Source organism: Photobacterium salinisoli, from assembly GCF_003614885.1.
GTDB lineage: Bacteria > Pseudomonadota > Gammaproteobacteria > Enterobacterales > Vibrionaceae > Photobacterium > Photobacterium salinisoli.
This window is the reverse complement of record NZ_QZMS01000015.1, coordinates 88,084-114,640: the sequence shown is the minus strand read 5'-3', so window position 1 is coordinate 114,640 and position 26,557 is coordinate 88,084. Positions and strand designations below refer to the sequence as shown.

The following is a 26,557-nucleotide window of genomic DNA, read 5'->3' as shown; positions in this document are numbered from 1 at the left end:
CACCCTCACCCTCCCCTTGCCAAGGGGAGGGAATATTCGTGGTTTCAGCTAGTTCAGAATGATCCCTCCCCCTTTCCAAGGGGGAGGCCAGGTGGGGGTTTCAGGGTAAAGAGCTTAAGACTTCACACTCCGCTTGCCATTGTGTTTACCGGTTCGCACCGGCAGGCTGATCTGGACTTTCAGTCCGCCGCTGCTGCGGTTACTGAACTGAATATCGCCCTGGTGCTGATCCACAATACGCTTCACTATCGCCAGCCCAAGGCCGGTGCCTTCTGCGTCGCTGCCCCGGGCACTGTCGCCACGGGTCAGCGGCTGCATCATTCTGGCTACCTGATCCGGCTCAATGCCCGGACCATCATCCTCAACACAGAACCAGGCCATCTGGCGATCGGCCGTCATGCCGCTGGTCACCCGCACCCAGCCGTTACCGTAACGAAGCGCATTCACCAGCAGGTTACTGATCAGCCGCTTAATGGCCACCCCGTTGGCATACACTTTGCCATTGATGGTACCCAGTGACTGTTCAATCCCGCGCTCAATGCCCCCTTCGGCTTCAGCCACATCTTCAAGCAGTATGTTCAGATCGAGTAATTCCTGCTCCAGCAACTGGGTGGATTTCAGGTACTCCATAAACTGGCTGATAATGGCATTACACTCTTCGGTGTCCTTAATCATACTTTCAGCCAGATAAGCATCTTCAGGCGACATCATTTCGGTCGCCAGGCGGATCCGGGTCAGTGGCGTACGCAAATCATGACTCACACCAGCCAGCAGCAATGCTCTGTCGTCTTCAAGCTGCTTGATCCCTTCGCCCATGCGATTAAAGGCTTTCGTGACCGCCCGGATCTCCGAGGCTCCCTGTACATCCAAGTGTGGCGGAGAACCGCCTTTGGCCACTTCCAGTGCCGCCTGCTCCAGGGCCACCAGGGGACGGTTCTGGATACGGATAAACAGCCAGCCCCCCGCAATCACCATCACTGCAATAAACAGGCTGTAACCAAACAGCGGTGCAAAGTCTTCTTCCTGCAATTCCGACAACGGGACCCGCATCAGGTAGCCCGGCATCGCATCACAGTCGAGCCACAGCACATAGCTGTCTGTTCCCAGTACCAGACGCACCTCAGTCGGTGTGTTCAGCTCTCGGGTCATTTCCTCACTGAGATAATCAATGCGGGTCGCTTCCCTGAATTCAGCCGATTCCGGACTGTCATCGGCATGAAGGGTCACACCCAACTGCTCCAGCAACTGTCGGCGCAGTGGAGTATCAAGGTGAAACTTGTGGCCATCGGCCAGCTCCACGTCTTCCTTGAGCATCAGTTTGACTTCATAAGCCATGATGCGGTTGAACTGCTGCAGGCTGGGTAACAGCGCATAATTCAGCACGGCCAGATAGGAAAAAATCTGGCTGGCTATCAGCAAGCCAGCCAGCAGGATCAGGGTGCGGGTAAACGTTGAGCGCGGCGACAGGCGCATCGGCATGACTTACGCCTCGCTGCCGTCTGGGACAAACACGTAACCCAGCCCCCAGACGGTCTGAATATAACGCGGGCGGCTCGGATCTTCTTCAATCATGCGACGAAGACGCGAGATCTGTACGTCAATCGAACGTTCCATCGCAGAATATTCGCGGCCACGGGCCATATTCATCAGCTTATCGCGCGACATCGGCTCACGGGCGTTAGTCACCAGGGCTTTGAGCACCGCAAATTCGCCGGAGGTCAGCGGCATGGCTTCCTCCCCGCGGAACATTTCCCGGGTACCCAGATTGAGGCGGAAATCACCAAAGGTGATGATTTTGCCTTCCACACTCGGCGCCCCTGGTGCTTCGACCGTCTGGCGGCGCAGTACCGCACGGATACGGGCCAGCAGTTCACGTGGGTTAAACGGCTTGGGCAGATAATCATCGGCGCCGACTTCCAGACCGACAATCCGGTCCACTTCATCGCCTTTGGCAGTGAGCATCAGGATAGGCAGCATGTTGTTCGCATTACGCAGACGACGGCAAATCGACAGGCCATCTTCGCCCGGCAACATCAAATCCAATACCATCAGGTGGAAATTTTCCCGGGCCAGCAGGCGATCCATCTGTTCGCCATTGGCCACACTGCGCACCTGAAAGCCCTGCTCAGACAGATAACGCTCCAGCAACGCACGCAGGCGCATGTCGTCATCGACCACTAAAATCTTGAAATTGTCTTGCATCGTTCCACCTTATGCTTCGAACTCTGGATGTCGCCGAGGCGCTATTTTACGCGACCGCTGCCTTTTCTGACTGATACAGTAAGCAAATGATCACAGTGAAATTGTTACCGAGTGTGTCCTCACAACTGGCACGCCCTTAGCGCTTAGTCTGTGACGTAAGTTATCGTATTGATGAACCAGACTTTATCACCCTCTGGCGTGCGTACCACCACTTCATCATCCACTTCTTTTTTCAGCAAGGCACGCGCCATCGGCGAATCGATAGAAATATAATCCCGGCGCCCGAAGATCTCGTCATACCCGACAATGCGGAACTTTTTGCTGTCACCGGCTTCGTTTTCCACCTCGACCCAGGCACCGAAAAACACCTTGCCTTCCTGCACCGGGGAGTAATCGACAATTTTTACTTTCTCTAAGGTTTTGCGCAGGTAACGCACCCGGCGGTCGATCTCCCGCAGACGTTTCTTGTTGTACTGATAATCGGCATTCTCCGAGCGATCGCCCAGACTGGCCGCCCAGGTGACTTTTTTGGTGACTTCCGGCCGCTCTTCCTGCCACAGAAAATCCAGCTCCTGCTTGAGCCGGTTATACCCTTCCCGGGTGATCAATGGGGTTCTCATTCCGCCTGTCTCTGCTTGCTGATAATGGCTTGATTATATGACGTTGTAGGGCCAGACGGCGAGTCGTTCGCATACACTGGCCTGTACCGAGATCACACCTGTCCGCACGGCTGGCAAACTCCTGACATTTAGCGGGGGCTTGGGCGCTGACTGACGGGCGGAATTGTGGTTAGATGGTCGGCCTGAGAAAACTGTAGCCAAAGGAATTCTATGACCGCGAGTATCCATCACCTGATTGCGTCTGAACTGAACGTCAAAACGCAGCAGGTTGCCGCAGCCGTGGCGCTACTCGATGACGGCAACACCGTCCCCTTTATTGCCCGTTACCGTAAAGAAGTGACCGACGGGCTGGACGATACCCAACTGCGTAATCTGGAGTCCCGCCTGGGCTACCTGCGCGAGCTGGAAGACCGCCGTCAGGTGATCCTCAAATCCATTTCCGAGCAGGACAAACTGACGCCTGAGCTGAAAGCTGAAATCTTATCAGCCGACAGCAAAACCCGTCTGGAAGACTTGTACCTGCCGTATAAACCCAAGCGCCGCACCAAGGGACAGATTGCAATTGAAGCCGGTCTGGAGCCGCTGGCAGACCTGCTGTGGTCACAGCCGGACAAGGATCCGGAAGCCACTGCGGCAAGCTATGTGTCCGCCGACAAAGGTGTCACCGATACCAAGGCGGCACTGGACGGCGCGCGCGCCATTCTGATGGAGCGTTTTGCCGAAGATGCGGCCTTGCTGGATAAAATCCGCCGCCACCTGCAGAGCAATGCTGAGCTGACCGCCCGCGTGGTGGAGGGCAAAGAGCAGGAAGGGGCGAAGTTCAAAGACTACTTCGAGCACAACGAGAAACTGACTCAGGTGCCGTCACACCGCGCGCTGGCGATGTTCCGCGGCCGCAATGAAGGTGTGCTGCAACTGGCACTCAATGCGGATCCGAATCAGGAAGAAGGCGTGCGCGGCTCTTACTGTGAAGTCATCATTGCCGATCACTATGGCGTGAACCTAGGCACTAAACCGGCAGACAGCTGGCGCAAGCAGGTGATCAGCTGGGCCTGGCGCATCAAGATTCTGATGCACATGGAAACCGAGTTAATGGCCGCCCTGCGCGAGAAAGCCGAAGACGGCGCGATGCAGGTGTTTGCCGATAACCTGAAAGATCTGCTGATGGCTGCCCCTGCCGGACCGCGCATGACACTGGCGCTCGATCCGGGCCTGCGTACCGGGTGTAAAGTGGCCGTTATCGACAGCACAGGTAAACTGGTCGATACCGCCACCATTTATCCGCACCAGCCGCAAAAACAGGTGGCCCAGTCCGCCGCCACTGTGCTGGCACTGCTGAAAAAACATAACGTTGATCTGATTGCAATCGGTAACGGGACTGCTTCACGTGAAACTGACAGCTTTGTGGCGCAGCTGCTCAAAGACAGCAATCTGAAGATTCAGAGCGTGATGGTCAGTGAAGCGGGTGCCTCTGTGTATTCCGCCTCTGAACTGGCGGCCAACGAGTTCCCGAATCTCGATGTGTCGCTGCGTGGTGCGGTTTCCATCGGCCGTCGCCTGCAGGATCCGCTGGCAGAACTGGTAAAAATCGATCCCAAATCCATCGGTGTGGGCCAGTATCAGCACGATGTCAGCCAGAGCAATCTGGCAAAACGTCTGGATGCCGTGGTGGAAGACTGTGTAAACGCCGTTGGTGTGGACGTCAATACCGCCTCGCCTGCCCTGCTGACCCGCGTAGCCGGTCTGACACCGGCAATTGCCAGCAACATCGTGGCCTACCGTGACGAACATGGTCGCTTTGATGCCCGCACCACACTGAAAAAAGTGTCTCGTCTGGGGCCAAAGGCTTTTGAGCAGTGTGCCGGTTTCCTGCGGATCATGAACGGTAAAAACCCGCTGGATGCGTCCGCGGTTCACCCGGAATCCTATGATGTGGTCAAAGCCATTGCCGCGAAAAACGGCAAGCCGCTCGATGCCCTAATCGGCAACAGCGAGTTCCTGCGCGGTTTGAAAGCAGCCGACTACACCACAGCAGAAGTTGGCCTGCCGACTGTGACCGACATCATTCGCGAGCTGGACAAACCGGGCCGTGACCCGCGCCCTGAGTTCAAGACGGCCACCTTTGCTGAAGGCATTCACGAAGTGAAAGATCTGGTGCCGGGCATGGTGCTGGAAGGGGTGATCACCAATGTGACCAATTTCGGTGCCTTCGTGGATGTCGGGGTTCACCAGGACGGCCTGGTTCACATTTCGGCGCTGTCGGACAAATTCATCTCCGATCCGCGCGAAGTGGTCAAAGCCGGTGACGTGGTGAAAGTCAAAGTGATGGAAGTGGATCTGCCACGCAAGCGTATTGCCCTGTCAATGCGACTGAGTGATGAGCCGGGTCAGGAAGCCAGCCACAGACCGCAAGGCGGCCAGCGTCAGAGCGATCAGGCGCGCCGGGCGCCTCGCCAGCAACGTGACAGCCAGCCGGACAACAATGCAATGGGCGGCGCGTTTGCCGCTGCGTTTGCCAAAGCCAAGAAGTAAACGCGATAAGCTGAACGACAAAGGCGGGTTGATACCCGCCTTTTTCTCTTCAATACAGCCTTTCGCTCAAAATATCATCACTCAGACAATCTTCAGCATTTCAGTGGGCGGATTCGGTACTGTGGCCTGGGCATATTTATAGCGGATCACGCTGCGGATGCGTTCCATCTTGCTGATCTGCGCCAGTTCTTCAAGTAGCGACCTTGGCAAGCGGATGTGCATGCTGTAACCCAGCTCGCTGACATCTTTCATATAACTGTCTGCCGACAGTGCCAGCACCAGTTGTTCAAATTCCTGCTGATAGCCGTAGCTTTTTTGCTGGGCGGCATCCAGTGAGGCGTAATCGGGGTGCTCACTGGGATCCCAGCCAGGCCGGCGCATTTGTTTATCATCGCCTTTGAGCGAGGGTTCGCTGCCTGAAGGCAAACTGGCGCTAGCCGGACGCACTTTTTCACGGATCTTGTTATCCCGTGCAGCCTGCTCCGTCATCGGATTCACCGATGGCGCCAGTGTCGGTATACCGGCATTCAGGGGCGACACAATCATGTTAAGGCGACTCCTACAGACAACGCTTTGAGCCACAGGCTCTACGCTGACGCACCCGAGCAACGGCTATCGTGCGCCTCATGAAATACTGCAAAGATGGCAGAAACCTCTGCCGCTACACACTGATTATCGGCCAATAAAAGAGTTACTTTAATATTTCTGTGCATTCTGTCGCCAGCGCTGCCGGGGCTTCACCATCAATAAACACTTGTAATGAATGCAGAAAGTCATGTGGATGAGAAATAAAAGGCGCATGGGACGCTTTCGGAAAAACCACTTTCTCTGACTGCGGTGCCAGTTTGTCCATGTCGCTGGCGACTTTTACCGGCACCAACCCGTCAAGCCGGCCATACAGGCGTAACCAGGGCTGTTGAATCTGGGCCGACTGCCGACGCAAATCCACATCCGCCAACATGTCCAGACCGGCAGCCAGAGCCGACGGCGTCGGCTGGGGCCGTGACAGAACGGCCTGCTTGAGCTGCTTGATATCCTGCCTTGCTGTCGGACTGCCCATGGCCTGCAGCGCCATGAAGCGCTCAACCGTCAGGCTGAAATCGTCACTGAGCTGTTGCTGGAAATCACTCAGCACCTGGGGCTTGATGCCGCGCCAGCTATCCATCGCGGCAAAACGCGGCGAACTGGCCACAGTGATCAGCTTACTGACCCGCTCGGGCGCCAGCAGCGCTGCCTGTTTGGCCACCAGTCCACCCAGCGACCAGCCCAGCCAGACCGCCCGCTCGGGCGCACCAGCCAGCAAGGCTTGCGCCATGTCTTCGACCGACTGCGCCCCGACACCGGCACTGTAACCATAGCCCGGCATGTCAACGACATGCACCCGGTATTGCGCTTCCAGTTGCGGCACCAGATGCTGCCAGACGGCACCATTCATGCCCCAGCCATGAATGAGAACCAGATCGGAACCCTGAGCCGGGTTCTGACCAAATGCTTGCCAGTAGACAGATGCCGTCATGTACACTTCCTTCACTTCAAACCGGATGGCAAGGATGTTATCCCCTGTGGCTGTAAGATCAATCTTTCGTTGGCCAAATCAGCGATGTGCCTTGTGCCGTTTACCGCTGCGTGACGGTGATCACTACTGGTGTCAGCACTGTCTGACCAGCCTGCCTGCACCGCCTTATTGCCAGTGCTGCGGGGCCACCACACTTGAGACCGTCAGCCACTGCGGCTACTGCCTGCGTCAGCCACCGCCCTGGGATCGGCTGGTGCGCCTCGGTGAATATGGCTTTCCGCTCAACCGCCTGATCCAGCAATATAAATTTCAGGGCAAGTTCTGGCTCAGCCAGCCACTGGCCCGCTTGTTAGCCAAGCAGATCACTGAGCCTGCCCCGCTGCTGCTGCCTGTGCCGCTGCATCCCTGGCGACGTTTCTTCCGTGGCTTCAATCAAAGTGCGCTGCTGGCGGACGCCCTGGCAGAGATCACAGGCAGCGAGAGCGATAACCGGGTGTTGCAACGGACCCAGTGGGCCCGTCCGCAGCATCAGCTATCAAGAAAAGCGCGCCAGCAGAATCTCCAGCAGGCATTTATACTTAACAAAAGGGTGTGGCCGGATCACGTTGCCATCGTCGATGATGTGGTGACCACGGGCAGTACCGTCTCCGTATTGTCTCAGCTGCTCAGGAAGCAGCAGGTTGCCAGAATTGATGTCTACTGTCTGGCCTTTACACCACATTCTCGCTGAGCGGTGACGGCTTGTTGTGACTGTTCAAAAAAACCACACAAGATTCAGGGGTGCGAGTTCTTCCGCCAAAGAGTAGAATAGGTTTAACGCTTACTAAGTCAGGTATTACGTCGTGTCTATGATTACTATTTCAGAAAATGCACAGCAGCATTTCGTTAAGCTGCTGGCCCAGCAGCCGGAAGGCACCAACATCCGTGTCTTCGTGGTCAACCCGGGTACCCCAAATGCTGAGTGCGGCGTGTCTTACTGCCCGCCAGAAGCCGTAGAAGCCAGTGACACCGAAATTAAGCTCGGTATGTTTTCCGCTTATGTTGATGAGCTGAGCCTGCCCTTTCTGGCCGACGCTGAGATTGATTTTGTCACCGACAAAATGGGTTCACAGCTGACACTGAAAGCGCCCAACGCCAAAGTACGCAAAGTGTCAGACGATGCGCCATTGATGGAGCGCGTGGATTATGTGATTCAGACTCAGGTCAACCCTCAGCTTGCAGGTCACGGCGGCCATGTGTCCCTGTCTGAAATCACCGAAGATGGCGTCGCTATTCTGCAGTTCGGTGGCGGCTGTAACGGCTGCTCAATGGTGGATGTGACCTTGAAAGAAGGGATTGAAAAACAACTGCTGGCCGAGTTTGAGGGCGAGCTGAAAGGTGTTCGCGACGTGACTGAACACGCCCGCGGTGACCATTCTTACTACTGATTTGTGCCTGCGCGGGATTTCCTCCCTACTCCCGCGTACCGGGACAAGCCATAAAAAAAGCCGCATTCGCGGCTTTTTTCATTCTTGTCTGTGCTTAATGCCTATCAGGATAATCAGGCTTTCGTGCGATTATTCGGCTAGGTATTGTGCAGTATCAGGCTTTTAAAACTGTGATAGTCACAGCGCGTCGGCCCCAGTTTTTAGCAGCCCGGACATCCCGGCCCATGTAGATATCAATTTTCTTTGACCAGCGGTGATGCATCTTATCCAGCACCACATACTCACCAGGCAGGCCTGAGATTTTTACTTTAGAGCCGTGTTTGAGGCCCATTTTCAAAAGGTCTCGAGATACTGCGATTGCCTTCATTCCCGGCTTAAGTCTGTCTCCCCAGGCAGCAATTGACGGACTGCTGTCGGTCTGGGCGGGTACGGAATTATACGCCGTTGCCGTCACCCGAACTTTGGCACCCGGAGCCACTGCACTAGCATTAAAACACCATCCTAAACCCATAAAAAGCAATAAAAAAACACCGATTTTTTGTTTCATTTTCAACCTGCTCAACTCAAAAACAGGTCATATTTTAAACACTATCAATGAGAAAGGATAGGGTTATTGGCCGCCGCTGGCTTATTGAACAGCATAAAATATGATAACTATTTGTTAGAACAGGCCTCTTCAAGGAAAATATTTTTTTGCCATTGATACGCAAAAATAGCCGCTAATAACACCCCTCGCATGGCCAGAAAACCTAACATCGCCGCCCACAGTGCGTGGTTGCCAAACTGACTGAACAGCTGCCATATCAGGAAGAAACTACAGGTTGCGACAAACATGCTGTTGCGCATCTCCTTGCCTCGGGTCGCGCCGATAAAAATGCCATCCAGCAAAAAACACCACATCGCCACCAGAGGCACAGCCGCCAGCCAGGGCAGATAACGACTTGCTTCACGCTGCACTGCAGGGATATCGGAGATCAAGGCGATAATCGCATCACCGAACAGCGCAAAGGCCAGCGTCATCAGTAAAGCAATCACCACACTCCAGAACGTGGTGCTGATCAGCGTCCGGCTCAGGGCTTCACGGTTTCTGGCACCTATGGCTTTACCCACCATGGCTTCCATGGCGTAGGCAAAGCCGTCCATCCCGTAAGACACCAGCATCAGGAAACTCATCAGCACCGCATTGGCAGCCACCACGTTATCACCCAGGCTGGCGCCCTGAAACGTCATAAAACTGAATGCCAACTGCAGGCATAAGCTGCGCAGAAAGATATCCCGATTCAGGCGCAACAAGCGGCCGATGCCCTGTCCGACCTGATTGAGCTGGCTACGCCAGGGCGGCAAATTCAGGGTTTTCCACTGGCAGGCAACAAAATACAGACCCAGTATCATGCCGCTGTATTCGGCGATCACCGAGGCGGCTGCCGCGCCAGCTACCTGCCAGCCCAGCCCGATGACAAACAGGACATCGAGCAGGATGTTGATGCTGTTGGTGATAATCAGCAGCCACATGGGCAGGCGGGCATTCTGACTGCCCAGCAGCCAGCCCATAATGACAAAATTGGCCAAAGCCGCCGGCGCCCCCCAGATACGAATCGAGTAATATTGCTCCGCATAGGTTTTGACTGCATCGCTGGCATCACTGAAGGAAAACACCGCATCCGCTATCAGGCCATGACTGAGGATCAGCAGCGCCGCCAGCCCCCAGGCCAGCGCTATCCCCTGCAGTAGCACAGTCGCCTGCGAAGACTTATTACTGGCGCCGTAAGCCTGCGCGCACAGCCCGGTTGTTGCCATGCGCAGAAAACCGAGCAGCCAGAAGGTCACGCTGATCATGGTGCCACCGACCGCCACCCCACCCAGATACCAGGCATGCTCAAGATGGCCGATCACAGCCGCATCCACCAACCCCAGCAAAGGGACAGTGATGTTGGACAGCACCATAGGAAGCGCCAGAGCAAAAACCTGGCGATGGAGGGAAATATCTTTTAATGCGGCCAGCACAGTTTCAACCTTATGATTCACACGCTTAAGCCGCACAGTGTAACAGCAGGACCCATGACTGCCAGCTGTTAGCATTTATCGGCCTGTGTTACGCCAGCAGTATTCCCAGCCAGTGGTCAGCCAGCAACGCCACAAACAGACCCAGCAAGTGCCAGATAGAAAACTTGAACGTGGCCCAGGCATGGCCAGGTTCATCGGCAAATTTGAGCTTAAAGGCGTAACCGACAAAGCCCAGATTCAGCATCAGGCTGCCGGCCAGATACAGCGCCCCACTCATACCTGTCAGCCAGGGTAACAGGCCGATCAGCGTCAGAATCAGGGTATAAAGCAGTACCATGGTCTTGGTAAAGGCAATCCCGTGCGTCACCGGCAGCATAGGAATATCGGCTTTGGCATAATCATCGCGGCGATGTATCGCCAGTGCCCAGAAGTGCGGCGGAGTCCAGGCGAATACCAGCATCACCAGTAACAGGGCATGAGGATCAAACTGTCCGGTCACTGCCGCCCAGCCGAGCAAAGGCGGCGCGGCGCCGGCCAGACCACCGATGACGATATTCTGCGGAGTGGCATGCTTGAGCCACACAGTGTAAACCAGCGCATAACCGACCAGACTGGCCAGCGTCAGCCAGGCCGTCAACGGATTCAACTGCCACAGTAAAGCAAAGCCCACTATCATCAGCACAGTGGCAAAAATCACCGCGTTGACAGTCGGCACCCGTCCGCGTGCCAAAGGTCTGTGATGGGTGCGGGCCATTTTGGCATCTAATTGCCGGTCGAGCACATGATTAAAGGCCGCCGCAGACGCCGACTGCAAACCGATCCCCAGCAACCCCAGCACCACGGCTTTGACGGGCGGGATCCCCGGCACCGCCAGGCACATGCCCACCAGCGCCGTCAGCAGTAACATTGCCACGACTTTTGGCTTGGTCATCATCAGATAATCGCGCCCCAGCTGGCGCCAGCTTCGGCCTGAATACGTTATCTGGCGCTGTTCCAGTGACTGTGATTTAGCCATATCGCCTACCTCCCTGAATTAGCCTGACTTGGGTGTCATACGGCCAAAATGCGTTTGCCTTCCATGTGTGCCGGCCTGCTCCTGAATCAGTGCATGACGGACCGTTTTCACTCGCGGTATACGTGCAACCCGGCCGACACTCACCGCAGCTGGATTGCTAAACAAAGCCCAGCTCGCCGCCAGTACGCTGAGCAGTAAACTCAATCCCCCCAGATTATGAGCCACAGCCACGGGCAGTGGCAGGCTGGCCAGTACATTCGTCACACCCAGCGCGATCTGCACTGAGAGCAGTGCCAGTATCAGCCCGGCGTAGCGCCGCCAGCCGATATGCCACAGCCGCCAGACAAGCAGCAGGATCACCAGGGTTGTCAGCATAGCCCCGATGCGGTGCGCAGCATGAATAGACACCCGCTGGTCAAAATTGAGTACGCCATATTGATAAGTCTGATAACCCGGTTGCCAGGGTTCAAACGCCCTGATATCGAATTTGTCCACCCAGTCCACTTCGCAGACAGGCAGCTGAGTGCAGACCAGAGCAGCATAGTTAGCTGCCGTCCAGCCACCCAGTGCAATCTGGGCCGCCACCACTATCAGCCCGGCTACGGCTAAGCGCCTGACACTGAGCAACTGAGGACAGGAAGCAACCGCTGTCGCTGGTCGCTTTCTGTACCTCAACAGCATCCGCAACCAGAGCACCAGCAACAGGCTGGCTGTAGTAAAACCGCCCAGCAGGTGGCCCATCACTATCACCGGCTTGAGCGACATAGTCACAGTCCACATACCCAGCATCGCCTGAAAAACCACTAAAGCCAGCAATACCAGAGGCAAGCGGCGTGGCCTGTCATTACGACGACGGGCCACGACATTCAGGACAACAATCAGCAACCCAAGTGCACCGGCCATGTAGCGGTGGATCATTTCATTCCAGGCCTTATGCACTTCCACCGGATGATCCGGGAAAGCCTGCTGAGCCAGTGCATGCTGAACGTCAGTTTTGGGGACTGTCATGAAACCATAGCAGCCAGGCCAGTCCGGACAGCCAAGCCCTGCTTCTGTCAACCGGGTATAGGCCCCCAGAGCGATGACAGCAACGGATAATAAGAGAGTCAGTCCCACCAGCCAGGTAAAGCGCCGGTCGGCCTGCAGGTAACGGGAAGAAGCCATTGATAACATCGCCACTCCTTAGCGCATGCGATTTGCAACATCAGCCTATCTTGGAAACCTTGAGTAAACGTTTGAGATCCCTCAGCATGTCCTTACCCTGAGCCAGTACCTGCGTCTGCCCTTCCACCAGAGGATAAGCCAGCATGACATTGCCCTGCGGGTCAGAGATATAAATAGCCTGGGCACCGAACTCCAACGCGCGGATCTGATGAAGGACAGGATCCGGTGCTGCCAGTACTGTACTGCCGCCGGCCTGCACCTGCTCTGCCGGGGGCAAGCCTGTATCCCCCTGACCTGATACCAGTACCAGACTGGCAATGCGTTCCTGCTCGGCGCCCATGGCCTGAGGCACCTGACGCAAATTAAACAGGGCGCCCTGACAACGGGCATCACACTCTTCCGGCAGCAGATACACCAATTGCCATTTGCCATGCATCCCCAGCCAGTCTGTCACCACTGGCTGCTCCAGTAACTGCCCCCGGTTGATGACCCCTCCCTGATACCAATGGTTGTCCAGCACCAGCTTAGCCACCACCACGGGCAGAACAAACAACAGTAACAACAACACTAAATTGATGTGTTTTTTCATCCCTGACTCCTGCTTCTCAGTGCGTACTGCGTTTCAGCCACCACCAGGCCAGTCCGGCGACCGCCAATGCCAGCAAAAACCACTGCACGGCATAGGCATAATGCTTTTCCGGCCCCATCACTACGGCCTGCCAGTTCTGCTTAAGCGCCAGCGGGTCATCCGGCGCTATCTGTATGACCCAATCTGGCAAGGGCAATCCCGTTGCCTCTGCCAATTCTGCTGGCTTGATGTTTTGCACCCGCCTTGGCCAGCCGCTTTCTGTCCCTGCCTCGCTCAGTTCCGGTAACTGAGTCGAGGGTGCTATCATGCCCGTCAACATGACCTGACCATGAAATTCGGGCAACACAGGCAACTCATCCCGGTATTGCGGGGCAGGCAACCAGCCCAAGTTCACCAGCACCCAGGCGCCGTTCTCCGTCCGGAACGGGTAAAACAGGTGATAACCCGGCCGGCCGCGATCCAGCTGGTTATCCAGTAAAATCGCTTTGCTGTGATCATATTCGCCGCTTAACCTGACCCGGTACCACAAAGGATCATCCGGCAAACTGGCGATACTGTAAAAAGTCTGCTCTGCCCTGAGCGTCAGTGCCGCTGTTAGTGTTTCTTTTTCCTGTCCCCGTGAGATCTGCCACATTCCCAGCTTGACCAACACCGACAGGACCACCAAAGTAAAAAGAATAAAACCTGTCCGTCTCATCGCGTCCTGTGCCTCACCCCTGACGCCCTGATTCAGCCAACCACGGAGCTGTCATGCTGCTGAAAATCCTGATTGTCTGCCTACTGTTCTTTATCTTGTTTAATTTGTTCCGTGCCTTGCCAGTGATGTTGAAAGGCAAGCAAAGCAAGCCTATGTCTCACTACCTTGGCCGGCGCGTGCTGTTTTCTGTCCTGCTGTTTGCCCTGTTGTTGCTGGCACTGGCGACCGGGCTCATCGAGCCGCATCCCCGGCCGTTCTGATACCCTCTGACATCAGAGGATATAAACAAAGACAAACAGCCCCAGCCACACCACGTCAACAAAGTGCCAGTACCAGGCACCGGCCTGAAAGGCAAAATGGTGCTCAGGTGAAAAGTGCCCTTTCAGCACCCGCAGCCAGACGATAAAAAGAATCAGGGTGCCCAGCGTCACGTGCAGGCCGTGGAAGCCGGTCAGCATAAAGAAGGTATTGCCGTAAACCCCGGCATCCAACGTCAGATCCATCTCTTGATAGGCATGGATATATTCGACACCCTGCAGGTAGACGAACAAGCTGCCCAGCAGCACAGTTAACAGCAGATAAAGAGTCAGGCGCGGGCGGTTACCTTTTTCCAGCGCCACATGGGCAAAATGTACCGTCACAGAAGAAGTCAGCAGAATCAGGGTATTGTAGAGCGGCAGACCAAGCGGTCCCATGGCCTGGGTTTCTGTACCACCAGGTGTCATGATCAAAGGCCACTGTGCGACAAACTCCGGCCACAGCACTTCATGCGTCATGGCATTATTACTCGCCCCGCCCAGCCAGGGCACGGCTATCATACGAGCGTAAAACAATGCCCCGAAAAAGGCGGCAAAAAACATCACTTCCGAGAAGATGAACCAGCTCATCCCCTGACGAAAGGAGCGGTCCATCTGTGAGCTGTACAAGCCGGTCATCGATTCGCGGATCACATCGCGGAACCAGCCCACCAGCATGATCAGCAGCAGCCCCACCCCGCTCATCAAAATCCAGGGACCATTGCCGCCGAACAGCCCACCGACAGTGGCACCGGCGCCCATGGCGATCAAAAAGAGCGCCACAGCACCCACTATCGGCCAGGCGCTGGCCGCCGGCACATAGTAATGCTCATGGGAGGGTTTCAGGGACTGATCATGTTCTGTGTACGGATTCGCCATGGTCGACCTCATTGCGTTTGCGCCGCAGGTTCCGGCTGAGCGTTAAACAAGGTATAAGCCAGTGTCAGTGTATTGATATCCTCGGGCAGCTTGGGATCAATATAGAAGAGCAAAGGCAGCTCTGCTGACGCCCCGGCAGCCAGTGGCTGACGGTTAAAGCAAAAACATTCAATCTTATTAAAATACTGCGCCCCCATCCCCGGAGAGACGGACGGCACCGCCTGGCCTACTGTGGCGGTCTGCGTCAGGTTCTGAGCCGAATACAGCACTTTATAGGTTTCACCTGGATGTACCACCAACCGGGTCACTTCCGGTTCAAACCGCCAGGCCATGCCCGGGTTGATATAGGCCATAAACTCCACGGTAACGGTTCGTTTGTCGTCTACCTGTTCACTGGCAATGGCCGCCTGGTTGGATGTTTTGCCATTGATGCCCGTGACTTCACAAAACACGTCATAAAGCGGCACCAGAGCAAAGGCGAAGCCAAACATCCCCAAAGACATGGCAACGAGTGACAGCAGCGATTTCTTCTTGCCTTTTTCCTTATCAGCGTCAGCCATATCGCCTCCTTAATCCACCTTAGGTGGCGTGGAGAAAGTATGATGAGGCGCCGGGGAAGGAACTGTCCATTCCAGTCCTTCGGCACCGTCCCAGGGTTTCGCACCTGCCGGCTCCCCGCCACGCACACACTTCACCACGACCGCCAGAAAAATCAGCTGCGACAAACCAAAGAGAAAACCGCCAATACTGACGATGGCGTTCACATCAGCAAACTGCAGCGCATAATCCGGAATCCGTCGCGGCATCCCTGCCAGCCCCAGGAAATGCATTGGGAAGAAAAGGATATTGACCGATACCACAGAGCACCAGAAGTGCCATTTCGCCAGGCGCTCATCGAACATGTGTCCCGTCCATTTTGGCAACCAGTAATAAGCCGCGGCCATGATGGAGAAGATCGCGCCTGACACCAGCACGTAATGGAAATGTGCCACCACAAAATAGGTATCGTGATACTGGAAGTCTGCCGGGGTGATCGCCAGCATCAGGCCCGAGAAGCCACCTATGGTAAAGAGGATAATGAAGGCAATGGCAAACAGCATAGGCACTTCAAAGGTCAGTGACCCCCGCCACATGGTCGCCACCCAGTTAAACACTTTCACCCCGGTCGGTACGGAGATCAGCATGGTGCAGTACATGAAAAACAGCTCGGCGGCCACCGGCATCCCTGTCGTAAACATGTGGTGGGCCCACACCAGGAAACTCAGGCCGGCAATCGATGCCGTTGCATAGACCATGGAACTGTAGCCAAACAGTCTTTTGCGCGAAAACGCCGGGATAATCGCCGAAACAATGCCAAAGCTCGGCAAAATCATGATGTACACTTCCGGATGGCCAAAGAACCAGAAGATATGCTGGAACATCACAGGATCCCCGCCACCGGCGGCATCAAAGAAACTGGTGCCAAAGTATTTGTCGGTCAGCACCATAGTCACTGCCCCTGCCAGCACCGGCATCACGGCGATCAGCAGAAACGCCGTAATTAACCAGGTCCAGACAAACAGCGGCATCTTCATGTAAGTCATGCCAGGCGCACGCAAGTTCATGATAGTGACGATGACGTTGATGGCCCCCATGATGGAACTGATGCCCATGATATGAATAGAGAAAACAAACAGGCCAGTGCTCTGCGGGCTGTAAGTTGTCGAGAGCGGGGCATAGAAAGTCCAGCCAAAGTTCGGGCCGCCGCCTTCCATAAACAGCGACCCCAGCAGCATGGCAAACGCAAACGGCAGAATCCAGAAGCTCCAGTTATTCATCCGTGGCAGCGCCATGTCCGGCGCCCCTATCATCAGAGGCACCATCCAGTTAGCCAGCCCGGTAAATGCTGGCATCACGGCCCCAAATACCATGATCAGGCCGTGCACTGTGGTCATCTGATTGAAAAAGTTAGGCTCTACCAGTTGCAAGCCAGGCTGGAACAATTCAGCCCGGATCACCATGGCCATCGCCCCGCCAACCAGGAACATAGTGAAGCTGAAAATCAGATACAGGCTCCCGATATCCTTATGGTTGGTAGTAAACAGCCAGCGCTTGATACCACTTTGATGATGATGTGCATCATGCTCAGTATGACTGGTCTCTTCCACTGCCTGTTCACGCATCATGTCCGTCATGACCTGTTACTCCCTAAAGCTGCTCGCCTTTAAGAACGGCCTGCACTTCGGCAGCCTGAACCATATCACCGGTATTGTTACCCCAGGCATTACGCTCATAGGTAATCACAGATGCCAGCTCTTTCAGGCTCAGCTGCGGGCCGAACGCCTGCATTGCCGTACCGTTACGTCCATGGACCACAATGCTGATGTGTTCCAGTTTTTTGGCCGGATCAACCGAAACGCCTGTCCCGGCCAGTGCAGGAAATGCGCCCGGCAAACCCTGGCCATTCACCTGGTGACACACAGCACAGCGGGTGTTATAGACTGCCTCACCCATCGCCATCAGCTCATCCATGGGCATCTGCATATCCAGCAGACGCAGCTCTTCAGCTTTTGCCTCCCGCTGGGCGGTTTTGGTGACCTGAAGCCATTCCTCAAAATCGGCCTGCGGCTTGGCTATCACCACAATTGGCATAAAGCCATGATCCTTGCCACACAGCTCAGCACATTGCCCGCGGTAGATACCCGGCTTATCAATCTTGGTCCAGGCTTCGTTGATAAAACCGGGATTGGCGTCTTTCTTGACGGCAAACGCGGGCACCCACCAGGAATGGATCACATCTTGTGAGGTCATCAGGAACCGGATTTTTTGCCCGACAGGCACCACCAGCGGGTGATCCACTTCCAGCAGGTAGTTATCGCGCTTTTGCCGCTCATTGTTAATTTGCGCCCGTGAGGTAGCTAAATTGGAGTAAAATTCAACATCTTCGCCGAAATAGCGATAATGCCACTTCCACTGTGAACCGGTTATCTGAATAGTGATATCCGATTTCGAGGTATCTTCCATCGCCAGCAGGGTTTGGGTCGCCGGGATGGCCATTACGATCAGAATGACGAAAGGAATCAGGGTCCAGAGCAACTCAACCCGGGTACTCTCATGAAAGGAAGCCGCCACAGCACCCCGTGATTTTCTGTGATGAATAATGGCCCAGAACATCACGCCAAAGACCACGATACCAATCGCAACACAGATATAAAAAATCGTCATGTGCAGTGAATAGACCTGCTGACTGACCCCGGTGACACCCTGGGTCATATTCAGCGACATCGACTGGGTTTCTGCCCATGCGGGCAGACTCAGCAAGCCCACTAATCCATAAAACAATTGCCGCATCATTCCGTGGCTCCCTCCCTCAGTCACCCTGACAGCCAAGTGCCAGTTACCGTCCCACGCCGGAGACAACAGACACCTGTCTCAGCCAGGATTCCCTAATCAGCGCAAAATAGCCATAACAGCTTGTTTACATTTAACTTAGGACAGATTTGCCGGAATGAACAAAATTTTGAGTGAGAAATAGTCAACGCCCACCAGAAATGGGCGCTGGTAGACATAAGCGGGAAGAAAGAGAAAAACGGGAGTTTAAAAACGAAGGTGCGACACTATCGGTGTCAGTCTGTGCCCGAACGAAGGCAAATGCGACAGCCAACGCTGCCAGGGGCGCCAGCGTGGACAAGGCACAGTCAGTGGCGAATGGCAGGATACCTGCTCTGCCCAGGGCAGCCATTGCAGTAACTGGCGGGCAGGATCGTCAAAACCATGTGCATAGTCCTGCGTCCCTAATTTATGGCCCAGGCCGCTGTCACAGCGATCGCCGGCCAGCACAAGGCACAATTCCAGCTGATTGAAATGACAGCCTATTCGCTGAACAAATTTCGCCACATCCTGCGCAGAAATCTGCAACAAAGCCTGATCACAAACCAGCATAACCGGTGAAGAAAAAGAGGTCGGCAGCTGGGATAACCAACTCAGATCGGTCACAGAACCCGGCCGCATCCGATATCGCTCACTGGCGTGAAACAACTTTTGCCGCCACAACAGGTTCTCATTACAATCCAGCTCCAGCCAGCGGCACCGGCCATTATCTAACCGATAGAAACGGGTATCCAGCCCCGCACCCACATTGATGACATGGCCATTAGGAAAGCGCCGCAGAAAATGCTGTACCCGCTGATCGACCAAGAGGGTCAGGGTCGCGTGCAGCAACTGATGTTGATCAACATTACCCACCAGGCAATCGGGTGCCAGATGGCATTGCTGGCAAGCCGCTGCAGCCAAGGGGTCATAAATCAAGCCACCGTCAGCCAGACTCTCGCGGCTACGCAGCCAGAGCGGCTGCAAGAGTGCAGCCGGAATATGATAGCGGGCAGATTTAGTCATTATCGTCATCGTCTACAAGGTGATACCTTGATGATAATGACTATCATTAGCTATTGCAAAGAATTCGTCGATTCTTTACACGCAATCAGGCCTCAGCCCCAGTCGCCGTTGCGAATCACACCCACAGCAATGCCTTCAATGGTCAGGTGCTGCTGAGTCAGATCGACCACAATCGGTGCAAATGCATCGTTTTCGGCATGCAGATATACCTGAGAGCCTTTCTTTTCAAGACGTTTTACCGTCACATCGTCATCGACACGGGCAACCACCACCTGGCCGTTACGGACATCCTGGGTTTTATGCACCGCTAGCAAATCGCCATCCATAATCCCTATGTCTTTCATGCTCATGCCATTCACACGCAGCAAGAAATCAGCCTGCGGTTTAAACATTGACGGGTCGACATCGTAATGAGTTTCAACATGCTCCTGAGCCAGAATCGGCTCACCGGCGGCAACACGCCCGATGAGCGGCAGACCACGTTCCTGTGTATCCTCTTCATTCACCAGCAGGCGAATACCACGTGATGCACCCGGTACAATTTCAATCACCTGCTTACGAGCCAGCGCTTTTAAATGCTCCTCTGCCGCGTTGGCAGATCGGAACCCCAGTTCACGGGCAATTTCCGCCCGAGTCGGCGGCATGCCGGCTTCTTCAATTTTTGCTTTGATCAGATCAAAGACTTCTTGTTGGCGTGGCGTTAACGGCTTCATGACATACCCTGTCTTTTTATACAGTTCACTGTGAGTATATCCAGTGTTCATGGTTTTGAAAAGACTATATTCAATGAAATGCTGGCCTGACTGACCCTGCTGTAACGCCAGCGAACAAAATTTTACTCTTTGCTATCCTGTATCGTATTTTTCGCAGCAATACCCGGCGCGTTTTCTGCTATCCTTGCCACGCATTAAGATTTCGAGGCTCGTTATAAACATGTCAAGTTGGCAGAAATTTTCGCAAAGTCTTCTGAATTTGCCGCTTTCTTTACTGGTTAAGACCCGTACAATCCCGTCCGATCCTGTTACTGAACTGGAACTGGATCTCGACCGCCCAATTATCTACACCCTGCCTTTCAGCTCGCAGACCGATCTGCTGACCCTGAGTGCAGCGACCCAGGCCGTCGGGCTGCCCGATCCGCTTGAACCTGTCGTCATCAATGGCCAGGTGTTTCCCCGCTATGTCTTTGTTGCCAACAGCCCGAGCATTTTCGGCAGTGACGGCCAGTTACCGGCCAAATCCTTAACGCTGTTTACCGACTTGCTGGCAGCCCACAAAGCTGATCAGCAGCTGGATGTTCAGCTGTTGCCCGCTTCGATATTGTGGGGCCGGAAGCCCGGCACTGAAGGTGAGCAAAAACCGATACTGAAAGCCTTAAATGGCCCGGAAAAATGCTTCGCCGTGCTGGCGCAGGGCCGGGATTGTATGGTCCGCCTCAGCCCGACCATGTCATTGCGCTTTATGGCCGACAAGCACGGCACAGATAACGCCATTGCCAATAAGCTGGCCAGGGTGGCGAAGATCCACTTCTCCCGCCAGAAGCTGGCGGCGGCCGGCCCTCGTCTGCCACAACGTCAGGCGCTGTTTAACCGCTTGCTGGCTTCCAAGGCAATAGAAAAAGTGGTCCGCGAAGAAGCGGAAAGCCGCGATGTACCTTTAGAAAAAGTGCGCAAAGAAGCCATTGATATGATGGAAGAAATTGCGGCCGACTTCTCCTACAGCCTGGTTCGTCACGGTGACCGCTTCCTGAGCTGGTTGTGGAACCGCCTCTATAAAGGGATCAATGTCAGCAATGCCCAGCGAGTCAGGCAATTAGCCCAGGATGGCCATGAGATTGTCTATGTGCCCTGCCACCGCAGCCATATGGATTACCTGCTGCTGTCTTACGTGCTCTATCAGGAAGGCATGGTGCCGCCGCACATTGCGGCAGGGATTAACCTGAACTTTTTCCCGGCCGGGCCGATTTTTCGCCGCGGCGGCGCGTTTTTCATTCGTCGCAGCTTTAAAGGTAACCGTCTCTACTCGACTGTGTTTCGTGAATACCTTGGCGAGTTGTTTGCCAAAGGCTATTCGGTGGAATATTTCAGTGAAGGCGGGCGTTCCCGTACCGGCCGCCTGCTGGCGCCAAAAACCGGTATGCTGTCGATGACCATTCAGGCCATGCTGCGCGGCCTCAACCGTCCGGTTACCCTGGTGCCTGTGTATATTGGCTACGAACACGTGATGGAAGTGGCCACTTACGCCAAAGAGTTGCGTGGAAAACGAAAAGAAAAAGAAAGCCTGGGTCAGGTACTGCGCACCTTGCGTAAATTGCGCAACTTTGGCCAGGGCTACGTCAACTTCGGTGAGCCTATCCCGCTCAATCAGTACCTGAATGAGCAGGTGCCAGAGTGGCGTCAGCATATCGACCCGATTGAGCCGGCCCGTCCGCAATGGCTCAATCCTGTGGTCAACAACCTGGCCGATAAGATGATGACCCACATCAATGATGCGGCAGCGACCAACGGCCTGACCCTCTGTGCACTGGCATTGCTGGCCTCTCGCCAGCGCGCACTGAGCCGTGAAGAGTTGGAGCAACAGATTGACTGTTACCTGCAGCTGCTCCATAACACGCCCTACTCGTCGGACTGTACCCAGCCGTCGGATAGCGCGGCTGAGCTGGTTGAGAATGCCATCAGCATGGATAAATTCATGGTTGAGCGTGACAGCCTGGGAGACATAGTGTCACTGGATCGGCAGCAGTCGCTGCTGATGACCTATTACCGCAATAACATCATCCACCTGTTTGCGCTGCCTTCGCTGATTGCCCACATAGTCGTCTCGCACCAGCGCCTGAGCCGGACCGAAATGCATCGTCAGATCAGCCTGCTGTATCCGTTTCTTAAGGCCGAGCTTTACCTGCGTTTTGACTGGGCGGACTTACCAGAAGCGATTGATGCCCTGATTGATGAGCTGATCCGTCAGCGACTGATCCTGAGCGACGGCAATGAACTGTCGCTGAACAGTGCCCGCATCGGCCCGCTTCAGTTACTGGGCAATACCATTACCGAAACCTTGCAGCGCTACGCCATTGCCCTGACTCTGCTGCGCAGCGAACCTCAGCTGATGAAGAGTGATCTGGAGCAGCAAAGCCAGATGATGGCACAGCGACTGAGCCGTCTTCACGGTATCAATGCACCGGAGTTCTTCGATAAAGGCGTTTTCTCTGCCATGGTCAAAACCCTGCGCCAGGAAGGCTACCTGAATCAGGACAACCATGCCGTGTCTCGTCCGGTGGCTACCCTGGCCGATTTACTGGCCGACCTGGTGTCTCCGGAAGTGAAGCTGACCATTCAGGCAGTGATGAACCGGGAAGAGAAAAAAGAGCCGGGGCCGGATTCAGCTGACGGATAATCCGACCGCTTACAATAACAAACGCCCGCTAGATGCGGGCGTTTTTACAACCGGAGCAGACTCACCGCCTCAGAACATTAAACCCGCGGTCATCCCCAGCCACACCAGCATGCCGACATAGTTGTTGTTGAGAAAGGCCTTAAAACAAGGTTCACGTTCCCTGCCGCGAATGAGCATCTGCTGGTAAACAAACAGGGCCGCCGCGCCCAGCAGACTCCAGTAGTACAGCTGAGATAGGCCCATCTGCATACCCACCAGAATCAGCAATCCTAACGTGCCCAACTGCAACAGACCGATAATACGCTTGTCATTGCGGCCAAACAGGATAGCCGTGGATTTGATCCCGATTTTGACATCATCATCCCTGTCGACCATGGCGTACTGGGTATCATAGGCAATGGTCCAGAGTATGTTGGCGACAAACAGCATCCAGGCCACTGGCGGTAAAGCGCCAGACTGCGCGGCATACGCCATTGGAATCGCCCAGCCAAAGGCCATACCCAGCACCAGCTGTGGCAGGTGGGTATAGCGCTTCATAAACGGATAAGCGGCCGCCAGCAACAGACCAACCACAGACAACTGAATGGTCAGTGTATTCATGGTCAGCACTAACGCAAAAGACACTAGTGACAACACAGCAAAAAAGCCCAGCGCTTCGCGTTCGCTGATCAAACCGGCAGGCAAAGGACGCTGCGCGGTACGTTTTACATACCCGTCAAAATGCCGGTCGGCGTAATCATTGATGACACAGCCCGCCGCCCGCATCGAGAATACGCCGAGCACGAACACCACCAGCACCTTGAGATCCGGCATGCCATCTGCGGCCAGAAACAAGGCCCACAAGGTTGGCCACATCAGTAACAAACTGCCAATCGGGCGATCCATACGCGCTAACTGCCAGAATGCCCTTGCCTTGGTCATCTCCAAACCTTCACTCTCCTACTTTTGTTCGTAATGGACAGCTTTCTCGCTGCCCGGTAGCGCGGTAATATGCCGCTGAATCGCGCTGTTTTCCTGGTAAAGCGGAGCGGGTGCCAGAAACAGCTCAGCCACCAGCATCGGCTTTTCCTTTACCCACAGGCGAGAGCGACGCGCCCATAACGCATCGTTATTGACAGTCATACGGGCCAGCTGCAGGGCGTCACGGCGCGCACTCTGATCGGTAAACACCCGGTAACCCAGCGGCGACTCTCCCAGCCGGGCGATGTCCTGCTCCTCTCCTGTCATGGTCGGCACAGGGATCAGCGTACGGCCAAACACCCAGGGGACACCGTCGCCATGCAAGAGTACGGTACGCTCCAGGCAATCCACTGAGCCCAGCATCGCCTGCTCATCGGGCTGTAAGCTGCTGGCTGTGATTGGCTCCTGCGCCAGCAGAAGCACACTGAACTGATGACAGTATCGGGCAAAACGGCGTGACAGCGAGCCATTTTCCTGCAACCAGCTTTGCAGTTCCGGCTGATTGAGGTGTATGTTTTCCGTCAGTTGCCAGTCGGCATTGTCCAGAGCGGACTTATATATCTGCTTGAATTTCGACATCTTCCCAATTCAATTCCTAGAAAGGGTGATAGAATGTGGCCAATTGATAACACTGAATGATGCCCTATTGTAGCAAGCCGTCACGGACAGGAATATCATTCCTCACCAAAGTAGGCACTTGGGTAACAGATTTTTCCCTGATACAGATGGATAGCAAGATGAAATCTCTACTCCTGACATTGGCGATGGTGCTGATTACCCTGACTCAGCCTGCGCTGGCACAATCTGCGCCGGCAAAGACCCCTGAATACAGTTATTTCACCCTGACGCCGGATATCACCACCAACTATATTACCCAAGGTAAAAAGCTGGGTTATCTGCGCCTGCAGGTCGATCTCATGGTCGCCGACCCCGACTATATCCCTCTGGTTGAACACCATGCACCGCTTATCCGCGATGCCATCATCCAGATCATTGGCGAACAGCCGGAAGTGAAAATCAAGTCTCTGGCTGGCCGCGAAGCAATACGCCAGCAATGCCTGGATAAAGTCAATGATCTCTTGATTGCGGAGACCAACCAAAAGCTATTAACTGAGCTGCTGTTTACCAAATATCTGTATCAGTAACCCCGAAAACAATCACCACCGTCCTAGGTGGTGGTTCAAAATGACAAAAAAAGCGCCCGGTGGGCGCTTTGGTCTTTTTCCCGTATTTCATTACCGTGTATCAGGCGGCAACATGGGCCTTGGCATGTTTCGAGGCGATATACTCTGACACCGCCTGTTGCTGCTCAACGTTCAGATACAACCCCAGCTTGCTGCGCCGCCACAGCGCATCGTCTGCGCTGACAACAAACTCACGGCTGATCAGGTAATCGAGTTCTCTGGCGTAAAAACCTTCGCCAAAATGCTGCCCCATCTCCGCTTCACTGCTGACACCATCCAGTATCTGCCAGCTCATGACACCGTAATTGGTTGCCATGCGATCGGCGGTAAACGCGCTCATCCAGCTAAAACGGTTACGTAAATCAGCACTGAGATGCTCACGGTCAAAACCGACTTCCCCGCCGGGCAGACAGGCTTGCGCCGTCCAGGCCGGTCCCATGTCCGGGAAGAAAGGCGCCAGCTTGCGCAGTGCCGATTCGGCCAGCTTGCGATAAGTGGTCAGCTTGCCGCCAAACACAGACAGCAAGGGCGGCTGAGAGCCTTCCTGTTCCAGCTCCAAAGTGTAATCACGGGTCACGGCTTGTGGTGAATCTGACTCATCATCACACAGCGGACGGACGCCGGAGTAAGTCCATACCACATCCTGGCGTTGCAGTTTGCGCTTAAAGTGATCGTTGTACACTTTGAGCAGATAGCGAATTTCGTCTTCATCAATCGCTACCTTACGCGGGTCGCCGTGGTATTCCACATCTGTGGTGCCGACAATGGAAAATCTGTCCAGGTACGGAATCACAAATACGATGCGGTTATCTTCGTTTTGCAGTATGTACGCCTGCGGCTCATCGTGCACCCGCGGCACCACTATGTGCGAGCCTTTGATTAGACGAATATTACGCGGCGACGGGGTATCCAGGCTGGTGTCGAAAAAGGTTTTCACCCAGGGGCCGGCCGCGTTGACCAGCGCATGTGAGCGACGGATGAAACGCTCGCCGGTCTGACTATCGAACACAGTAACTTGCCACAGTTCGCCATCACGCTCGGCCTTTTCAACACGGCAGCGGTTACGCACCTCGCCGCCACGGGCCGCGGTTTCCATCGCATTTAAGATAACCAGACGGGCATCATCGACCCAGCAGTCTGAATATTCAAAGCCACGGGTAATTTCCGGCACCAGCGCGGAATCCGCGCCAAAGCGTAATCCTTTACTGGCAGGCAGAGTGGTACGTTTGCCTAAATGATCATACAAAAACAAGCCGGCCCGAATCATCCAGGCTGGACGCAGATGCGGCCGGTGCGGCAGGCGAAAACGCATTGGCCGGGCAATATGCGGGATCTTACGCAGCAGGACTTCTCGCTCTGCCAGGGCTTCGCCAACCAGACGAAACTCGTAATGCTCAAGATAGCGCAATCCCCCGTGGATTAGCTTTGAGCTGGCAGACGACGTCGCAGAAGCAAAATCATCGGCTTCAAACAGCGCCACTTTCAATCCGCGACCTGCGGCATCAGCGGCAATTCCCGCACCGTTAATGCCCCCCCCTACGACGATAATATCCAGAATCTCATTTGCTGCTGTCATGCCTTTCACCTGTGCCTTAACTGCGCTGCGCTCTTACCGTATGCATTGCCTCTCTTGCTTATATTAGGACATGCATTCGAAAGTGTTCACTTTGTATAAATGTTCGATATCGCTCAATATAGCCAATTAAAA

At 54.8% G+C, this 26,557-nt stretch carries 26 protein-coding genes; 6 read left to right on the top strand and 20 right to left on the bottom strand.

The window, feature by feature from the left end:
- Nucleotides 1-114 precede the first annotated feature (114 nt).
- The 3 genes from envZ to greB all read right to left on the bottom strand — a co-directional run bounded on the left by envZ (nucleotide 115) and on the right by greB (nucleotide 2,822).
- Nucleotides 115-1,473 (bottom strand): two-component system sensor histidine kinase EnvZ, encoded by a 1,359-nt coding sequence (gene envZ / locus D6M16_RS20240; RefSeq protein ID WP_120513821.1) that lies wholly within the window; start codon nucleotides 1,471-1,473, stop codon nucleotides 115-117.
- 9 nt (nucleotides 1,474-1,482) lie between these two features.
- Nucleotides 1,483-2,202, bottom strand: coding sequence for an osmolarity response regulator transcription factor OmpR (gene ompR / locus D6M16_RS20235; protein ID WP_120513703.1), 720 nt, complete (start codon nucleotides 2,200-2,202; stop codon nucleotides 1,483-1,485).
- 143 nt (nucleotides 2,203-2,345) lie between these two features.
- Complete coding sequence (greB, locus tag D6M16_RS20230) at nucleotides 2,346-2,822, bottom strand: transcription elongation factor GreB (RefSeq protein WP_046220413.1); 477 nt, start codon at nucleotides 2,820-2,822, stop codon at nucleotides 2,346-2,348.
- A 210-nt stretch (nucleotides 2,823-3,032) separates the two neighbouring features.
- Here greB and D6M16_RS20225 point away from each other — a divergent pair, with 210 nt between their 5' ends.
- The gene (locus D6M16_RS20225; RefSeq protein WP_120513702.1) at nucleotides 3,033-5,354 is read left to right on the top strand and encodes a Tex family protein; all 2,322 of its coding nucleotides are present in this window, start codon (nucleotides 3,033-3,035) and stop codon (nucleotides 5,352-5,354) included.
- A gap of 81 nt (nucleotides 5,355-5,435) precedes the next feature.
- Here the strand turns inward: D6M16_RS20225 and D6M16_RS20220 are convergent, their stop codons facing one another.
- Nucleotides 5,436-5,900, bottom strand: coding sequence for an ATP-dependent Lon protease (locus D6M16_RS20220; protein ID WP_120513701.1), 465 nt, complete (start codon nucleotides 5,898-5,900; stop codon nucleotides 5,436-5,438).
- 145 nt (nucleotides 5,901-6,045) lie between these two features.
- Nucleotides 6,046-6,870 carry a pimeloyl-ACP methyl ester esterase BioH gene (bioH, locus tag D6M16_RS20215; protein ID WP_120513700.1) on the bottom strand — a complete coding sequence of 275 codons (825 nt, stop codon included), beginning with the start codon at nucleotides 6,868-6,870 and terminating at the stop codon, nucleotides 6,046-6,048.
- 46 nt (nucleotides 6,871-6,916) lie between these two features.
- Between bioH and D6M16_RS20210 the strand changes: the two genes are divergently transcribed.
- Both D6M16_RS20210 and nfuA read left to right on the top strand, forming a co-directional pair.
- The gene (locus D6M16_RS20210; protein ID WP_240435668.1) at nucleotides 6,917-7,600 is read left to right on the top strand and encodes a ComF family protein; all 684 of its coding nucleotides are present in this window, start codon (nucleotides 6,917-6,919) and stop codon (nucleotides 7,598-7,600) included.
- Between the two features lie 118 nt (nucleotides 7,601-7,718).
- The gene (gene nfuA / locus D6M16_RS20205; protein ID WP_120513698.1) at nucleotides 7,719-8,297 is read left to right on the top strand and encodes a Fe-S biogenesis protein NfuA; all 579 of its coding nucleotides are present in this window, start codon (nucleotides 7,719-7,721) and stop codon (nucleotides 8,295-8,297) included.
- 154 nt (nucleotides 8,298-8,451) lie between these two features.
- On the opposite strand, the gene D6M16_RS20200 is transcribed toward nfuA, so the two are convergent.
- From D6M16_RS20200 to D6M16_RS20175, 6 genes are all read right to left on the bottom strand, one after another.
- Nucleotides 8,452-8,844 carry a 3D domain-containing protein gene (locus D6M16_RS20200; protein WP_046220419.1) on the bottom strand — a complete coding sequence of 131 codons (393 nt, stop codon included), beginning with the start codon at nucleotides 8,842-8,844 and terminating at the stop codon, nucleotides 8,452-8,454.
- Nucleotides 8,845-8,951: 107 nt separating this feature from the next.
- Nucleotides 8,952-10,301: an MATE family efflux transporter DinF gene (dinF, locus tag D6M16_RS20195; protein WP_120513820.1), complete on the bottom strand. Its 1,350-nt coding sequence runs from the start codon at nucleotides 10,299-10,301 to the stop codon at nucleotides 8,952-8,954.
- 88 nt (nucleotides 10,302-10,389) lie between these two features.
- A complete protein-coding gene (gene cyoE, locus D6M16_RS20190; protein WP_120513697.1) occupies nucleotides 10,390-11,316 on the bottom strand; it encodes a heme o synthase in 927 nt (308 codons plus the stop codon).
- A gap of 18 nt (nucleotides 11,317-11,334) precedes the next feature.
- Nucleotides 11,335-12,489, bottom strand: a complete 1,155-nt coding sequence (locus D6M16_RS20185) for a COX15/CtaA family protein (RefSeq protein WP_240435667.1) — start codon at nucleotides 12,487-12,489, stop codon at nucleotides 11,335-11,337.
- Nucleotides 12,490-12,520: 31 nt separating this feature from the next.
- Nucleotides 12,521-13,069: a cytochrome oxidase gene (locus D6M16_RS20180; protein ID WP_120513696.1), complete on the bottom strand. Its 549-nt coding sequence runs from the start codon at nucleotides 13,067-13,069 to the stop codon at nucleotides 12,521-12,523.
- Nucleotides 13,070-13,085: 16 nt separating this feature from the next.
- On the bottom strand, nucleotides 13,086-13,766 hold the full coding sequence (locus tag D6M16_RS20175; RefSeq protein WP_120513695.1) for an SURF1 family protein: 681 nt from the start codon (nucleotides 13,764-13,766) through the stop codon (nucleotides 13,086-13,088).
- A 53-nt stretch (nucleotides 13,767-13,819) separates the two neighbouring features.
- On the opposite strand from D6M16_RS20175, the gene D6M16_RS20170 reads away from it, so the two are divergent.
- Complete coding sequence (locus tag D6M16_RS20170; RefSeq protein ID WP_027250530.1) at nucleotides 13,820-14,026, top strand: DUF2909 family protein; 207 nt, start codon at nucleotides 13,820-13,822, stop codon at nucleotides 14,024-14,026.
- A 12-nt stretch (nucleotides 14,027-14,038) separates the two neighbouring features.
- Here the strand turns inward: D6M16_RS20170 and D6M16_RS20165 are convergent, their stop codons facing one another.
- The 6 genes from D6M16_RS20165 to lexA all read right to left on the bottom strand — a co-directional run bounded on the left by D6M16_RS20165 (nucleotide 14,039) and on the right by lexA (nucleotide 20,028).
- Nucleotides 14,039-14,941, bottom strand: coding sequence for a cytochrome c oxidase subunit 3 (locus tag D6M16_RS20165; protein ID WP_120513694.1), 903 nt, complete (start codon nucleotides 14,939-14,941; stop codon nucleotides 14,039-14,041).
- 8 nt (nucleotides 14,942-14,949) lie between these two features.
- Nucleotides 14,950-15,501: a cytochrome c oxidase assembly protein gene (locus D6M16_RS20160; RefSeq protein ID WP_120513693.1), complete on the bottom strand. Its 552-nt coding sequence runs from the start codon at nucleotides 15,499-15,501 to the stop codon at nucleotides 14,950-14,952.
- Nucleotides 15,502-15,510: 9 nt separating this feature from the next.
- Nucleotides 15,511-17,115, bottom strand: coding sequence for a cytochrome c oxidase subunit I (ctaD, locus tag D6M16_RS20155; RefSeq protein ID WP_120513692.1), 1,605 nt, complete (start codon nucleotides 17,113-17,115; stop codon nucleotides 15,511-15,513).
- Between the two features lie 13 nt (nucleotides 17,116-17,128).
- Nucleotides 17,129-18,271, bottom strand: coding sequence for a cytochrome c oxidase subunit II (gene coxB / locus D6M16_RS20150; protein WP_476704100.1), 1,143 nt, complete (start codon nucleotides 18,269-18,271; stop codon nucleotides 17,129-17,131).
- A gap of 246 nt (nucleotides 18,272-18,517) precedes the next feature.
- The gene (locus D6M16_RS20145; RefSeq protein WP_120513690.1) at nucleotides 18,518-19,315 is read right to left on the bottom strand and encodes a class I SAM-dependent methyltransferase; all 798 of its coding nucleotides are present in this window, start codon (nucleotides 19,313-19,315) and stop codon (nucleotides 18,518-18,520) included.
- Nucleotides 19,316-19,407: 92 nt separating this feature from the next.
- A complete protein-coding gene (gene lexA / locus D6M16_RS20140; RefSeq protein ID WP_120513818.1) occupies nucleotides 19,408-20,028 on the bottom strand; it encodes a transcriptional repressor LexA in 621 nt (206 codons plus the stop codon).
- Between the two features lie 220 nt (nucleotides 20,029-20,248).
- On the opposite strand from lexA, the gene plsB reads away from it, so the two are divergent.
- Complete coding sequence (gene plsB, locus D6M16_RS20135) at nucleotides 20,249-22,705, top strand: glycerol-3-phosphate 1-O-acyltransferase PlsB (RefSeq protein WP_120513689.1); 2,457 nt, start codon at nucleotides 20,249-20,251, stop codon at nucleotides 22,703-22,705.
- A 69-nt stretch (nucleotides 22,706-22,774) separates the two neighbouring features.
- Here plsB and ubiA read toward each other — a convergent pair whose 3' ends face one another.
- Nucleotides 22,775-23,632, bottom strand: coding sequence for a 4-hydroxybenzoate octaprenyltransferase (gene ubiA / locus D6M16_RS20130; protein ID WP_162941121.1), 858 nt, complete (start codon nucleotides 23,630-23,632; stop codon nucleotides 22,775-22,777).
- 12 nt (nucleotides 23,633-23,644) lie between these two features.
- Nucleotides 23,645-24,244 carry a chorismate--pyruvate lyase family protein gene (locus D6M16_RS20125; protein WP_120513687.1) on the bottom strand — a complete coding sequence of 200 codons (600 nt, stop codon included), beginning with the start codon at nucleotides 24,242-24,244 and terminating at the stop codon, nucleotides 23,645-23,647.
- Nucleotides 24,245-24,402: 158 nt separating this feature from the next.
- Between D6M16_RS20125 and D6M16_RS20120 the strand changes: the two genes are divergently transcribed.
- Nucleotides 24,403-24,810 (top strand): flagellar basal body-associated protein FliL, encoded by a 408-nt coding sequence (locus D6M16_RS20120; RefSeq protein ID WP_120513686.1) that lies wholly within the window; start codon nucleotides 24,403-24,405, stop codon nucleotides 24,808-24,810.
- 100 nt (nucleotides 24,811-24,910) lie between these two features.
- Here D6M16_RS20120 and glpD read toward each other — a convergent pair whose 3' ends face one another.
- Nucleotides 24,911-26,425: a glycerol-3-phosphate dehydrogenase gene (glpD, locus tag D6M16_RS20115; RefSeq protein ID WP_120513685.1), complete on the bottom strand. Its 1,515-nt coding sequence runs from the start codon at nucleotides 26,423-26,425 to the stop codon at nucleotides 24,911-24,913.
- Nucleotides 26,426-26,557 lie beyond the last annotated feature (132 nt).